Source organism: Rhodococcus sp. ZPP (assembly GCF_017656075.1).
GTDB classification, from domain to species: Bacteria; Actinomycetota; Actinomycetes; order Mycobacteriales; family Mycobacteriaceae; genus Rhodococcus_F; species Rhodococcus_F oxybenzonivorans.
In genome coordinates this window covers 66058-79832 of the sequence record NZ_CP058643.1, presented here as the reverse complement: position 1 = coordinate 79832, position 13775 = coordinate 66058, and the positions used below count along the sequence as shown (strand labels likewise).

The 13775-nt window shown below is 65.0% G+C and carries 15 protein-coding genes and 1 pseudogene; 5 read left to right on the top strand and 11 right to left on the bottom strand.

Annotation, left to right across the window (positions count from 1 at the left end; genetic code table 11):
• Positions 1-37 precede the first annotated feature (37 nt).
• From chrA to HYG77_RS40525, 4 genes and pseudogenes are all read left to right on the top strand, one after another.
• Entirely contained in the window at positions 38-1438 is a 1401-nt protein-coding gene (gene chrA, locus HYG77_RS39080; RefSeq protein ID WP_208964550.1) for a chromate efflux transporter, read from the top strand.
• Positions 1439-1481: 43 nt separating this feature from the next.
• Positions 1482-1676, top strand: a complete 195-nt coding sequence (locus HYG77_RS39075) for a hypothetical protein (protein WP_208964549.1) — start codon at positions 1482-1484, stop codon at positions 1674-1676.
• A 126-nt stretch (positions 1677-1802) separates the two neighbouring features.
• Positions 1803-3098, top strand: a complete 1296-nt coding sequence (locus tag HYG77_RS39070) for a tyrosine-type recombinase/integrase (RefSeq protein ID WP_208964548.1) — start codon at positions 1803-1805, stop codon at positions 3096-3098.
• 135 nt (positions 3099-3233) lie between these two features.
• A pseudogene (locus HYG77_RS40525) lies at positions 3234-3378 on the top strand (site-specific integrase); the annotation flags it as partial.
• Positions 3379-3568: 190 nt separating this feature from the next.
• Here the strand turns inward: HYG77_RS40525 and HYG77_RS39065 are convergent.
• A complete protein-coding gene (locus tag HYG77_RS39065; protein ID WP_244461603.1) occupies positions 3569-4669 on the bottom strand; it encodes a hypothetical protein in 1101 nt (366 codons plus the stop codon).
• A 550-nt stretch (positions 4670-5219) separates the two neighbouring features.
• Between HYG77_RS39065 and HYG77_RS39060 the strand changes: the two genes are divergently transcribed.
• Complete coding sequence (locus HYG77_RS39060; RefSeq protein WP_208964547.1) at positions 5220-5441, top strand: hypothetical protein; 222 nt, start codon at positions 5220-5222, stop codon at positions 5439-5441.
• Between the two features lie 258 nt (positions 5442-5699).
• Here HYG77_RS39060 and HYG77_RS39055 read toward each other — a convergent pair whose 3' ends face one another.
• The 10 genes from HYG77_RS39055 to HYG77_RS39010 form a co-directional block, all read right to left on the bottom strand.
• On the bottom strand, positions 5700-6707 hold the full coding sequence (locus tag HYG77_RS39055; protein ID WP_208964546.1) for a DUF2637 domain-containing protein: 1008 nt from the start codon (positions 6705-6707) through the stop codon (positions 5700-5702).
• Between the two features lie 108 nt (positions 6708-6815).
• The gene (locus tag HYG77_RS39050; RefSeq protein WP_208964545.1) at positions 6816-7163 is read right to left on the bottom strand and encodes a hypothetical protein; all 348 of its coding nucleotides are present in this window, start codon (positions 7161-7163) and stop codon (positions 6816-6818) included.
• A gap of 182 nt (positions 7164-7345) precedes the next feature.
• Positions 7346-7825: a hypothetical protein gene (locus HYG77_RS39045; RefSeq protein WP_208964544.1), complete on the bottom strand. Its 480-nt coding sequence runs from the start codon at positions 7823-7825 to the stop codon at positions 7346-7348.
• Between the two features lie 537 nt (positions 7826-8362).
• Complete coding sequence (locus HYG77_RS39040; protein ID WP_208964543.1) at positions 8363-8896, bottom strand: hypothetical protein; 534 nt, start codon at positions 8894-8896, stop codon at positions 8363-8365.
• A 161-nt stretch (positions 8897-9057) separates the two neighbouring features.
• The gene (locus HYG77_RS39035) at positions 9058-9258 is read right to left on the bottom strand and encodes a DUF4177 domain-containing protein (RefSeq protein WP_208964610.1); all 201 of its coding nucleotides are present in this window, start codon (positions 9256-9258) and stop codon (positions 9058-9060) included.
• A 138-nt stretch (positions 9259-9396) separates the two neighbouring features.
• Entirely contained in the window at positions 9397-9834 is a 438-nt protein-coding gene (locus HYG77_RS39030; RefSeq protein WP_208964542.1) for a hypothetical protein, read from the bottom strand.
• Positions 9835-9839: 5 nt separating this feature from the next.
• The gene (locus HYG77_RS39025; protein ID WP_208964541.1) at positions 9840-10637 is read right to left on the bottom strand and encodes an AAA family ATPase; all 798 of its coding nucleotides are present in this window, start codon (positions 10635-10637) and stop codon (positions 9840-9842) included.
• Positions 10638-11223: 586 nt separating this feature from the next.
• The gene (locus HYG77_RS39020; protein WP_208964540.1) at positions 11224-12204 is read right to left on the bottom strand and encodes a DUF3560 domain-containing protein; all 981 of its coding nucleotides are present in this window, start codon (positions 12202-12204) and stop codon (positions 11224-11226) included.
• 31 nt (positions 12205-12235) lie between these two features.
• Entirely contained in the window at positions 12236-12436 is a 201-nt protein-coding gene (locus HYG77_RS39015) for a hypothetical protein (protein WP_208964539.1), read from the bottom strand.
• A 670-nt stretch (positions 12437-13106) separates the two neighbouring features.
• Entirely contained in the window at positions 13107-13679 is a 573-nt protein-coding gene (locus tag HYG77_RS39010) for a hypothetical protein (protein ID WP_208964538.1), read from the bottom strand.
• Positions 13680-13775: the final 96 nt, after the last annotated feature.

Here is a 13775-nt window from a genome sequence, read left to right as displayed (position 1 = left end):
CCTGCCCCGCCCTGACTTTCATGTTTCGGAGACCGACGTGAGCAGTAACGAACCCTCCACCCGCGCCACACCGACCAGCCCCGCCCGCTCCCGCGATCTGATCCCGATCCGGGAGGCGACCTGGGCGTGGTTCCTGATCTCCCTGCAGACCTTCGGCGGCCCGGCCGGGCAGATCGCGGTCATGCAACGCACCCTGGTTGACGAGAAACGGTGGATCGGGCAGAAACGGTTCCTGCACGCCCTGAACTACTGCATGCTGCTACCCGGCCCGGAGGCCCAGCAGCTCGCGATCTACACCGGCTGGCTGCTCAACGGCACCCTCGGCGGGCTGATCGCCGGGGTGCTGTTCGTGCTGCCGGGCATGATCGCGATGCTCGGCCTGGCCGCGATCTATGTCGCCTTCGGCGCCACCACCATCGTGCTGGCGATCTTCGCCGGCATCGCCCCCGCCGTGCTGGCCGTGGTGGTCCAGGCCGTCACCCGGGTCTCCAAGCGCGCGTTGACCCGCCCCGCCCACGTGGTGATCGCGGTCGGCGCGTTCCTTGCGCTGGCGCTGTTCGCGGTGCCGTTCCCGATCGTCATCGCCGTGGCCGGGTTCGCCGGCTGGCTCATCGGCCGCCGCGGCGGCGTCGAAACCAGCAAAAAGACCCCGGAAGACGGAGTGGAGGCGCCGCCGCTGATCGCCGACGACGCCCTGCACACCGACGCCCCCAGCCTGCGACGCACGATCATCGTCCTCGGTGTCGGGGTGGTCGCGTGGGCGATCCCGATGGTCGCCGTGGTGCTGTTCACCGGCCGCGGCAGCGTGTTCACCGAACAGGGACTGTTCTTCTCCGGGACCGCACTGGTCACCTTCGGCGGCGCCTACGCGGTCCTCGCCTTCGTCGCCCAGCGTGCGGTGGAAACCTACGGCTGGCTCACCCCCGGTGAGATGGTCCGCGGCCTCGGCCTGGCCGAGACCACCCCCGGGCCGCTGATCATGGTGGTGCAGTTCGTGGCGTTCCTCGGCGCCTACCGCAACCCGGGCGATCTCGACCCCTGGGTCGCCGCCACCATCGGCGCCCTGCTCACCACGTGGGTGACCTTCGTGCCATGCTTCGTGTTCATCTTCCTCGGCGCCCCCTACGTCGAACGGCTCCGCAACAACCAACATCTGACGTCCGCATTGAATGGCATCACCGCCGCCGTCGTCGGGGTGATCGCCAACCTCGCGTTCTACTTCGCCGTCCACACCCTCTTCGCCGACGCCGCCCTCACGCAGTGGGGCCCGATCCATGTGTTGGTGCCGGACCTGTCCACGCTCCGCCCGGTCGTCTCCGTGATCGCGGTGTTGGCCGGGGTGATGATCTACCGGCTGAACTGGTCGGTGCTGCGCACCCTCGGGGTGTGCGCCTTACTCGGGCTCGCCGCCGGGCTGGTCGGCCTCCCCGTCACCTGATCCTAAGTCACACACCCATATTCGGTCTGGGAGGGCCGATTCGATGACCTCACTTGTTGCCGGCACCGCGCGGTACTCACCGCCGAAATCGGTGACGAAGGGCCAGCTCTCCCTCACCCTGACGATCATCGCCCTGGTGCTGGTGGGTGGGGAGGTCACGGCGTGCAATGCAGACACCGACCGAGATGATCCGGCGAGAGACGCTCGGGCAGTGACAAGCCGACTGGCAGGGCCGTGACGAGCGTTCCTGTGATAAGAACTATTATCACAGGAAAACCACCGTCACACGGGCGTTGTCCAGGCCAAACGTTGTCGACCAGAGATCGTCAATTCCGCCGTTATCACAGGAACGGAGGTCGGGGCCATGCCACCGCGGATCGAACTACCCGAGCACCATCCGCTGGCCGGGCCGATCGGCGAGTTCCTCACCGACCAGACCAACGCCGGCCGCAGCCCGCACACCGTGCGCGGCTACCGTGGCGACCTCGCCCAACTCGCCCGCCATCACAACGGCCCGCTCGCGGCGATCGACACGGCGGTGCTGCGCGGATTCTTCACCGCACATGCCGGCAAGGCCCCGGCGACCCGGGCCCGCAAACGCGCCGCGGTCGGCGAATTCCTGACCTGGGCCCGACGCCACGGCCTGCTCGAGTCCGATCCGATGGCCCTCATCGAGCACATCTCGGTGCCCGAGCGGCTACCGCGCCCCGCCCCACCCGGCGAGGTCGAGCGCGTCCTGGACATGATCCCCAAGGCCAATCTGCGGGACCGGGTGCTGTTCGGACTGATCCACAGCACGGGACTGCGGGCGGCCGAGGCGCTCGGGGCGTACGTCGAGGACCTGAACCTGACCGCCGACGACGAGCACCTCACCGTCACCGCGAAGGGCGGCCGGCAGCGGACCGTCCTGCTCGACGATCCCGCCCTGCTGGCGTTGCTGCGCCGGCACCTGCGCCACACCGGCTACACCCGCGGGCCGCTGTTCCGGGCCGCGAAGAACCACGTCGGCGGGCCGCTGCGCTACGCCAGCGCCGAAGAACTGTGGCGCAAGTACTGCACGGCGGCCGAGGTCAAGATCGGGCTGTGCCAGCTGCGTCACGGGCACGCCACCGAGCTCATCAATGCCGGCTTCCCGGTCGAGACCGTTCGAAAACGATTGGGACACAAGAAACTTTCCACTACGCTGCTCTACGCGAGCAAGTCCGACCGTGTCGCCGACGACGAAATCCGCGCCTGGCGACGACACCGCGTCGCGCACCCAACCTCTCCTCCGATCATCAAGTCGCCCACCCCCGAACCCGGATCGCATGCCGGTCGCGCCCGATGCCCGCATTGCGGCCGGACCCCAACCAGCCGCGACGACACCCGTCAGCAGATCGCCGACCTGGCCATCACCTGGCTCGAACCAGGTGCGACCGGAACCCTGACCCCGACACAGCACTGCGCGGGCTGTGCGCCAACCGGATCCGTGACCGACCTCGCGTGCGCCACCTGCGGGGACGGACCGCTCCTGGCCGGCCCCGACCATCCATTCGAGGCCGACACCCTGCGTGACCAGGCCCGAACGTGGCTACACGACAACGGCTGGCAGACCGAACCCGAACTGGCCTGCCCCATCCACACCACCACCGCCCACCACCACACACCCCACCACCGCTGACCAGCCGACATCGCATCAGGCACCGTCAACGCGGCAGGTTTGTCACGATCCTGGTCGGCCCCTACTTGCACGAGCTCGTGTACTGGGACGCGGGCACCGCGCGGTGTGTCGCGGCGTGAACCCCACCGCCGCCCTCTCGGTGAGGCCGGAGCCAGCTTGCTTGAGCTGATGGCGAAATCACGCCACCGCAAACCCGACAACCTGTGCCGCTACTTCAACCCTCACCCAAGCCATGCGCGGCATCACCAGCCTGCTCGGCCCCGACCACAGCCGCCGATAGCGCCGTCACCTGCAGCTACGCCATATCCGCCCGATTTTCGGCAAATGCTACGGCGACCCCGTGGGTACCTGGTGACTCAGTTCCCACCGGCACGTCCGCCGCTGACCAGGCGCTACGCGAACTTCGTTGTTTTTTGCGCCATTACTACCGATACCCCAACTCCCGAAAGGCAACGTGACCAGGGGTCGAGCTAGGTAGCGGCACCGCGGCCGCCGGGTTGCCGCCGTAGTTCCTCGATCGTCTGCTCGGCGGCGCGCAGCGCGGTGGTTAGAGCATCGACGCGTTCGGAGGCTGATTGCCGGACCTCTGCCAGTTGTGCGGCATGATCGGCGCGCGCTTGGTCGCGGTCCGCGCGGACCTCGGTGCGCAGGTCGGCGAGTTCACCGCGAAGACGGTCCACGTTCTCGCGGCCTTCCTGCGCGGCGGCCTGCGCTGCAGCGGTCTGCGTTTCGGCACGGGTCTGTGCGAGCTGAGCCTCGGCGGCCGCCTCCTCCGCCGCGTGAACCTGCCGGGCAGCCGAGGCTTTCACCTCCGCGATCTCCGTGGCGGTGCGACGATGGATCTCCTCTATCGCCTCCCTGGCCTCCTCCTGAACCGCGCCGATCTGGCGCGACGCATCATTCTCAGCGGCCGCGATCCTCTCAGCCGCATCGGCCTGGATGCGCTCGAGTTCCGCGCGTGCCTCACGTTCACGGGACGCCGCTTCTTCCACGGCGGCGGCGGCCTCGGTCTGGATCCGCGCCAGCTCCGTGTACGCGTCCTCCGCGGCCGCGTCAGCCTCCTCCCGTGCCTGCTGATGTTCACTCGCCCGGGCCTCGGCCTCACGCCGGCGACGTTCCTCGTCGCCCCGCAACCGGTCCGCTTCAGCCACTTTCGCGAGCGCCTCGGCGTGGGCCTGATCGACCTCCGCCGCGGCCGCCTCGACATCGGTCACCGAGGTGACCGTCTCGGTCACGGCCTCGAGGAAACCGCGGAGCTCCGCGAGACGACCGGGCAGCTCCTCGAGCTGCACACCGAGGGTGGCCCGTGCCATCGACACCGGCGCCGTCACCCCGCCCTCGTCATCGGCCGCACCCAAGGCCTCGGCCCGTCCCGCACCGACGGCCGCGAGGCGCCGGCGCTCCTTCCACGCGTTGCCCTTGTTGTGCACCGGGCCACCAGGATCAGCCTGACCGCAGTACTTCGACGGCCGTCCCGTCTTCGGATCGTCGAGGCTGGGCCGGCTGCACCCCCCTGGGAACTCACACATCCCCCGGCCATAGCCCCGGGCCGCGGTGTTGTCGGTCGTCATGGTTCCGAGTTTACAGGTTTAGTCGCTTTCGTGTCTATAGTTTCGTTTAGTTACGTGTCTTTCGTCATAATGGTAACTAAAGATACTCAATTGGATTGAGGCATGCGGATGATCGGGCGCCGGGTGTCCGGTTCTCAGCTGATCTGGGCCGGTTTTCTCACATATGTGGCGAGGAGGTGGCGCAGTGCTCGTCCGATATGGCGGAGAAGCCCCTGTGTGATCCCGCGGTGTACCGATATCTCTCATCAGCCCGGCCGCCGTCGGTGTCGGCGTGTTGCCGCGCGGAGCACCGGACCGGCAGCAGTCGTCGAACGAGTCGCCATATCAGGCACGGGCACGTGGCGTGCCAGGCGGGACTTGCGACGCGGGTTCATTCACCCGCCACTATCGGCGCGGTGCCCTGTCCCCCGATCGGGGGACAACGCATTCATCACCGAGTGGGGTCCGGTCAGCGGACAGACGTGCGCGGCCGCGGGGGGCCATAGTTATCTCACACCGGAAACAACTGGCCCCCAAACCCCAAACATCCACTCCGGCAGGAAGGTTCCCTATGGAAACCATCACAAACGCCAACAGCACCGACGGCGACGAGACCGTAACCAGGAGCACCCGCCAACGCCGCTTCGTCCACTACGCAGCGGTGCCCATCGCAGGCCTCGCCGCCGTCGGTATCGCTTTCGGCGCAACGGGCATCGCCAGCGCCGGCACCTTGCCCAGCACTGGACTGACGATCATCGGTGTCGATGCCTTCGCCGACACGTCTTCCCTCTGACTTTGCAGCTCGTCGAGCACGGCGAGCTGCAACGGAAGATGCCGCGAACGCGCGGGCGTTGGAACAGTCCAGACAGGTCAGGAAGGTTTGCCGACAGGTCGTTCCACCGTCGTGCGGTGAGTGGTCGAAATCGGTGCAGGCTCCGATCACGGTGTCGTGGTCAGTTCCCAGCGACGCCAGCGTCTCCACGTGCATCGGCTCGAGGATGACCTCGGCCGACCGTGAACCTGTGCGGTCACCCTGTCAGACCACCGAAGATCAGACGGTCGCGTCGGCGAGTTGCGGCTGGTCGTACTGTCCGCGTTCGGCGCTGAGGTCCGGCAGCGGCGGGACGGTGAATCCTGCTTTCTCTGCGAGGGCTTCGAACTTCTTGTATTTCCGCCAGGCGGTGGACGTGTGGCATGGGGGGTCCAGCTTGCTGGCGATCTCCTCGAATGTGAGGTCGGGGTCGGCAAGTTTCATGCGGGCGGTGTTCTTGACCTGGTCCTCGACGTCTGCGGAGTCGATGAATGCTTGGAGTTCGTCGCGCAGGCGGGCGGCGGGGTCTTCGTCGGCTGGACCGTCGCCGGATCCGCCGGCCCGCGCGGCGGGATAGACATCAAAGGTGGTCCGCTCTTGGTACTCCGGCTCGGCACTGAGCTGTTCGCTGGCACGGTCCTCGGCGTCTTCGAGTGGCGCGGTGACCTGGTCGTGCGCTGAGAGTTCGTGTTCGCGGTATTCGAAGAACTGGGCTTGATCGATGGCGGCGGCCTCTGAGGCTTTGTATTCGTTGTAGGCGGTGCCGATCGCTTTGATGAGGAGTCCGAGGCCGTGGGTGCAAACCAGGATGATGGCTGGCGCGATGATGGCGGAGCAGGCCGCCACGACGGGGTGGTTGGGTGTGACACCGATGTCGATACCGGCTGCAATTTTGCGTTGCGCCTCTTCGACTGCCATGTAGGCGTGGGAGGCGTTCATGGAGACGCTGAGGATGACGACAACGGTCGCGACGATGACGAAGAAGTTTCTGCCCTTGGCGTTTCCGGTGATCTTGTTGAGTGCAACGGCGGAAACGGTGCAGAGGGCGATTGCGCTGTCGATGATGACCGGGAGCATCCAGGCCCGGTCCTCGCGCATGAGGTTCCGTCGACCGAAATCACTGAGCGCGTCGAATGAGGTGATGAAGCTGAGGGTGGTGATGCCGATGGCGGCGAGGGTTGCGAATATCAGTACGACGATGAGGAAGTAGAACTGGATCTTTGCAGCTCTGAGGCTAAAGTCCGTCATGATCGGGTGTTGTCCTTCCTGAGGTGACCCGGTCGGTGGAGCCCTGCCGGCGTGTGCGCGCTGGTGGGGCTCGTTACGTGAGGCGGGCGCTGTAAGGCGCAGGGTGCGTTAGTGCGCTGGGTCGGCCGCGGGCGGGCCGCCGTCGTTGCTGAGGCGCGGAGACTGCGGTTCTGCGGGCCGGCCGCGGCCGATGCCCTTCGGGTTTTCGGTGGCCTCGAGCTGGTCGATGCGGTCGAGGGCTTGGTCGGTGTTGGGCTTGCCGAGCTCGTTGCGGTCCATTCCAAGGATGAGGACCGGCTCGCCGTCGACTGTGAGGGTATAGCGGCCTTCGGTGGTTGCGGTCAGAACTGCTGTCCGGGCGGCTTCGGCGATCTGGGCGATAGCTGCGGGACGGTCGTCTGCGGTGCCACTGTCGACGTTGGTGTCGCTGCCGCTGGAGAGGGTCCACGTAATCACGGTGTGATCCTAACGTATTTAAGTAGAAAAATCCTGCGTTTACGTGTTATTTGTAACGTAATTATACGATTGCAAAGTCTCTCCATGCTGCGCAATTGAACTGGTCACCAATGGTTTTCAGGCGGTTGCAAAGGAGTGGAAAGCCCCGGGGCTTTCCACTCCCCCGCCGGGGTGGGGTGCGATCAGTGTTCGACTCGGTCGTGCACCGAGAGCGGGCCGTAGGTGTGGCCGAGGACGTCTTCGAGTAGTTCCGACAGGCGGCTGTCGGATGTGGTGGCGTAGTTGCCTCCGGCCATCGTCCAGGGGTGCGTGCGGACGTACCGGCTCGCGAGCGTGTCCCAGTGGACGGGCGTCAGGTGGACACGCTTGGCGGGCTCGTCGGTGGCCGACTTCCGGAATGGGGCGTGGTTGATCTCGAGGGCGACGGCGGGGGCGTTGTCGCGCGGGGTGACCACGCGCATCGATGCCGGGGCCGGGTAGACGAAGCCACTGCGATACACCGTGCAGTCCAGGGTGCCGACCAGGGTCAGCCGAGCGACGCGTGAGGTGATGCCATCGAGGCTGCAATCGGGAAATTCGGCGGTGCGGTAGACGCTGAGGGTGAGCCCAGCGGTGGCGACGACAGCGACATGGTCCGGGCTGTAGTTCTCGGTATTTGTCATGACTTAATTCTAACGTATTTAAGTCTCAGAATCGCGGTTTCTCGACTTATTTCTAACCTGATTATGTGTGTGTTGTGTCACCGTTTTGCACGCGCGTTTGCGCTGGTTGCAGGTTGTTTTGCAGGTTTGCAGGATGCCTGCAATGGCGGGGTGTGGAGGTGGTGGGCGTCCCGTCGGCTGGGTGCGTCTGGACCGTGCCGGGTCCGGGGGTGCAAACACGCTTTTTCGTTTGCGGCCTCGGGGTCGGGGCGGTAGCTCCCTGCGGTTGTCGACGGGACGGGTGCCGCCGGGCCGGTCTTCCCTATCGGGGCGGGCCGTTGCGCCGGTGGTGGTCGATCCTGGAGGCTGCCTGGGGTGTGGGGGCGGCGAGCGCCCCACCACCAACCCGCGAACCGGCGGCCGCCGACACCGGCCGTCACCACCCGGTCACCCCGGCGATCGGTGCACCTGCCCGGAGCGCGCTGGGACTGATGCCGGCGGGAGCTGCGCAACGCAGCCGCCCATGGGAGTGCGCCCCTGGTTCTTGGGGTTTTGCGGTTAGATCAGGCTCGCGTGTTCGCGCACCATCGGTTTGATCGTGGAGTGCAGTCTGTTGAGCTGTTGCACTGCGAGCTCGACGGTGTCGTGGACCCGCTGTCTTGTGCCACCACCGTCGGGCTGGTGAACAGCTGAGTACCAGGAGAAGGATTCCCCCGAGAGTGTCGGCCAGGTGCGGCACATGTGAAGCCACGGTTGGATCTGGTCGTCGTCGCGGAATTCGGGGTCGCCTTCCTCGGTGGGTGGTGGTGCGTCGTTGACGCCGAACCCTCGGTCGGGCCATCGGGGTGTCCGCCACCATCCGAGTGCGAGATCCGGCCATTGCGCCTTGTCCCAGCTGATTGCGCCGGTGTCGTGTGCGAGAAGTACGCAGCGCACCGCCTGATCTGGATGGGTGCAGGTCCCCATGTGGTTCTTGACGTCATCGGCGAGGAATTCGTGATGAATCGGATGGGCGCAGTTACCCAGGTAGTTCGCGTCATCGGCGAGGAGGGTGTCGAGTTTGGTGGGGTCGAAGCCGAAAAACTCGCTCATCTGCTGTTTCCCTTCGTCTTGGGTGAGCGACCAGCCGACTAGCGCAGCCTTAGTTATGACGTGTTTATGTCTTTATTGGCCGGTCGAATGTAGTTAATTGCAACCTATTTAGGCAAAGTGCAACGCAACCGAAAAGGTGGATTGAGCAGCCACGCCCCGGCTCAGCTCTCGCGTTCGAAGGTGATCAGCAGTCCCTCCACGGCGCCTGGGCCGAGCCTGCCCTTGATGTCGGCAGAGGTGATTGTCTTGAGGCGCCATCCTTGCTGGCCGTACTGGTTGAGCAGCTTTTCGAGCTTGTCACCGGACATTTTGCCGCCGATCATTTTCTCGCGGACCTCGACGACCTTGTATGAGTACGCCATTGCCTTCGCTCCCCTGTTGATCATTAGATGCAACGTGTTTATTGCAGCGGTCACTACTGGAATCTATTTATTTGCAACGTAAATAACGCCGGTTTGCGTTGTCGCGCAACGCTGCAAAATTCCCTTCGACCAGGAGAGTTACCGGGGTCCGGGCTTGAGTTTTCCTTCTCGCTGGGGGAATGGCTCGCCGTTGTTGTATTCCCGGCGAAGCTCGTTGACCAGTTTGAACACCGCGAGGTCGACGAGGCTGGTGAAGGTGCGCGGCGCGGTGGGGTTGCTTTTGAGAAATTCGACCGCGTTGAGGGCGTCCTCGAGGATCGGCGTGGTGAAGGTGACGGACCTGGTGGTGGTGTCACGGTTGCTGCCTGTGCCTTTGGGGCGACCCATTTTCTTCTTGGGTGCTTCGGTGGCGTCGGCTGCTGGCTCTTGCTCCGGCTCGACGGTCTGGCCTGCCTGGACGACCTGCGCTGTTTCGGCTGCTTCGGCTGCTTCGCGGGCCTCGACGGGGATAGCGGGGTGATTGGACCGGCGCCGGGTTTTGAGGTTGCTCTCGCGGGGTTCTGGTCGTGCGGACATGGGGGTTAGCTCGCCTTTCGGACGTTGTCGAGGATGTTTCCGAGGTGCTCGACGTAGGTGCGGTGCAGGTTGGAGGCTTTGGGGGTATTCCATACGTCCAATCCGCACCCTGCCTCGGTGGCTTCTGCGATCCAGGTGGCGCGTTGGATCGGCGGGTCGAGGACGGGTGCTTCGAAGCTTTCGCGCAGGTCGTTGCACCACCGGTCCATGCGGTTGGTGCGCTGGTAGCCGTTGATGATGGCGCCGGCTATGACGAGCTGGGGGTTGGTGTACTCCTGGACGATCTCGATGGTGTCGAGGAGCCGGGCGAGGCCGTCGAGCGCGAATTGGCTTGGCTCTGTGACGATGACTACCGCGTGTGCCGCGGTGAAGGCGTTGATGGGGAGCTGGTCGAGCGAGGGCGGGCAATCGATGACGATGAGGTCGTATTTGTCCTCTACCTCGGCGAGAGCGCGTTTGAGGCGGCTCTCGCGGCCGGCCTTCATGGTGACGAGGTTCTGTGCGGCGTCGGCGAGTGCGTCGCTGCCTGCGGGAACGACGTCGACTCCTGTCCACTCGCCAGGGACTATGGCCTCGACGATGGTGGCGTTCTTGGTTTTGTCGAGCACGGTGGCGAGGGACTGGTCGAGGCTGCCCTGGTATTCGGGTGCGAGCGACTTGGTGGCGTTGCCCTGGGGGTCGGCGTCGACGACAAGGACCCGCAGGCCCAGTGCGGTGACGGCGGCGCGGGTGAGGTTGATGGTGGACGTGGTCTTTCCGACGCCACCCTTTTGGTTGGCGATTGCAAGGATCGTTGCGGCCATTGCAGGTCCTTTCGTTGGGGTGAAATCTACTTATTTAGGACTGGATTAACAATCGAGACACGCATAGATAGGTGATTTTTCAGTGTTTTATGCGTTGGATTTAATGCTGATTTGCTGAAAGGGAGGTATGGGCTGGTGTGCACCGTGTGCAGGCAGTGTCTCGGTGTTGCGTGTGCGGCGCAATAGACCTCGGAGCTCTGGCGTTCCTCGATCGTGAGGCTGCCGCAGAGTGTGTTCGAGCCCGAAGGACCGTCCTTCGGGCTCGATGCCCGAGAGACGGCGTCGCTGCCGCGGGACTGGGCCTCGGTTGCCTGAGTCGACTGAGATGATCCGGGCGGTGCGGGCCCGGGGAGCTCGGGTTGGTCCCGCCTGGTCTGGGTCGCCGAAATGGTGGTCGGGACTGCTTCCGCGCGACGGTTCTTCATTGACTTAATCCTGTCGTGATTATATCGCTTTTCGCTCCGAAGATTCGGTTATTTCTCACTGGTTTATCTGCACTTGCATGAACGCATTTCGCCTGGTTGAGCTTTTGCAGACGACGAAAAGCGACGGTTCCCGCGTGTTCGGCGGGCACCGTCGCTGTCGGTCAGGCTGCGGCTGAGCCTGGGCTGATTGTCTCCTGGGTCTCGGGGTCGAGCGCGGAGCTGATGGCGTCGTATTTGACGGTGTCCGTCCAGCTGTAGCCGGTTTCGACGCTGACACTCTTCGCGTTGACCCGAACTACCTTCCACCACTGTCCGGAGACTTTGACGAGGTAGCCGCGCTTGATGTCCGCGCGGGTGTAGAGCTTCTGGCCTGCGGCTTCCTGGGCCTCGCGGACGTCGTGCCAGTACTGAACTTCGCTTTCGAGCCGCTCGATGGAGTCCTCGAGACTGGCGAGGTAGGCGCCGGTCGCGGGTTCGTGGATCTCGCGTTCCGGGGTTCCGTCCTTGTGGACGAAGAGGACTCGGGAGTGACCGTCTCGGGCTCGCTGCGCTTTGCGTAGGTCGGCTTCGAGTCGGTCGATTCGGCGGGCGACGACGGCGGGGGAGTAGCGGCTGTCGGTGGTTCCCTTTGCGGCGTCGGCCTTGGCTTTTGCGCGTTCCGCGGCGCGGTGGGCCTCGGCGGCCGCGGTGCTGGCGGCCTGGGTTCGTGCGATGTCGCGGCGGTGCCGAGCCTCGGAGTGATGTCCTACGAGGATGGGTTGCCCCATCGGGTAGCGACCGGAGAGGTCGTGGGCTTTGGTCTCGGCGGCCTCGGCATCAGCGGCTCTGCGTCCGGCCTTGTTCTCAAGGGCTTCGACTCGGGCTGCCTGGCGGGCTGCGCGGTCTGCCTCCACCTCGGTTTGGTCTCGTACGCCGGACTCGATCGAAAGCTCGACGTCGAACCCGGCGGCGCGCAATGCGTCGGCGGTGCCGTTGATCGTTGCCAGCTTGGGCGCGACGTCGCGGGATCGGGGGATGTACCAGGCACCGAGGGTGCGGGACCAGCGCCATTTGTACGCCTTGAGGACGTCGGCGGTTCCGTCGCCCTTTCGGGTTCCCTCGATGACGGTTCCTTCTGCTTCGGTGTGGTTGATGGCAAGCATTGGTGACCCCGTTTTCCGTGGTGGTGGGTGATTAGTCGAGTGCGCCGGCGGTGACGGCTTCGATGGTTTCGAGAGAGTGGCCGGCGTCCTGGGCGGCGTGGCGTGCGGCGCCGTAGGCCTTCACCAAGTCGGTGATGTCGAGGGGTTCACCGGCGCCTACGGCTGAGTCGAGCGCAACGGCGGTTTCGATCACGGCGGCCAGCTCAGGGGCTAGATTCTTGGTGTTTGTCATAACTTAATTCTAACGTATTTAAATCTCAGAATTGCGGTTTCTCGACTTATTTCTAACCTGATTATGTGTGTGTTGTGTCACCGTTTTGCATGGGCGTTTGCGCAGGTTGCAGGTTGTTTTGCAGGTTTGCAGGATGCCTGCAATGGCGGGGTGTGGAGGTGGTGGGCGTCCCGTCGGCTGGGTGCGTCTGGACCGTGCCGGGTCCGGGGGTGCAAACACGCTTTTTCGTTTGCGGCCTCGGGGTCGGGGCGGTAGCTCCCTGCGGTTGTCGACGGGGCGGGTGCCGCCGGGCCGGTCTTCCCTATCGGGGTGGCCGTTGCGCCGGTGGTGGTCGATCCTGGAGGCTGCCTGGGGTGTGGGGGCGGCGAGCGCCCCACCACCAACCCACAAACCGCCGGCCGCCGACACCGGCCGTCACCACCCGGTCACCACGGCGATCGGTGCACCTGACCGGAGCGCCACCCTGTACGCGTTCGGGTGACCGGTCTTTCATCGCCCGTTTGTGGCGGCGGCACATACGGCTGGTGCCCTCACCGTCTGAACGGTAAGGGCACCAGTTCTCGGATGGGGCCGGTCATTTCCGGCTCGCCCGGACGGAAGCTAACACGCCGGGGGAAGCCCATCGAGTCTCATTGTTCGCGTGGAACCGGAAAGAGTTTATCGCCAGCCATTATTGGCGGATACGAGTGTTGGTGCGCGCTGGGCCGTGGATGGTGACACCTCGTTGCGCTGTGACGTTGGCATTGTCGTGGAGGAGGATTCGGCTGTTGTCGGTGGCGTGGACGGTGGTGTGTCCGTCGGCGTGGATGGTGGCCTGGTCGTAGGCGTAGATCGTGGGTTCGTCAGTGGCGCGAACCTTGGCTCGGTCGACTGCGTAGACGGTGGTCTTGTTGCGGGCTTCGACCTGGGTGTCGTCGAACGCTTCGATGATGGCGGTGGTGTACGCGTAGCAGCGAGAGTGTCCCTCGAGCTGCACCTGGGCCGCGTCGGTGACGACGATGGCCGGCGACCGTGTCTGTTGTTGCGGTGTGCTGGTGGTGATGCGGACGCGTGAGGTGCCGGTGATCCGCAGGGTGCCGGCGCCAATGAGGTCGTGGAATTCGAGGATCTGATCAGGCGGGGAGTCGACAATGACGGTCTTCGCGCCCTGAGCGAACCGGGCTACGACGTCGGTAGCGGTGCGGCACGGAGTCCGGGGTGTGCGGCACTGTGGGTTATGTGTCGAGGTGGTTGGGCGCCTCATGCTCGATAACCTAGCCGGGAACCGCGGCCGGGTAGTGGGTGCCGCGCTGGGGCGATGAGTCCTGCCTGGGCCTGTGTATGCCCAGCCGCAGCGTTG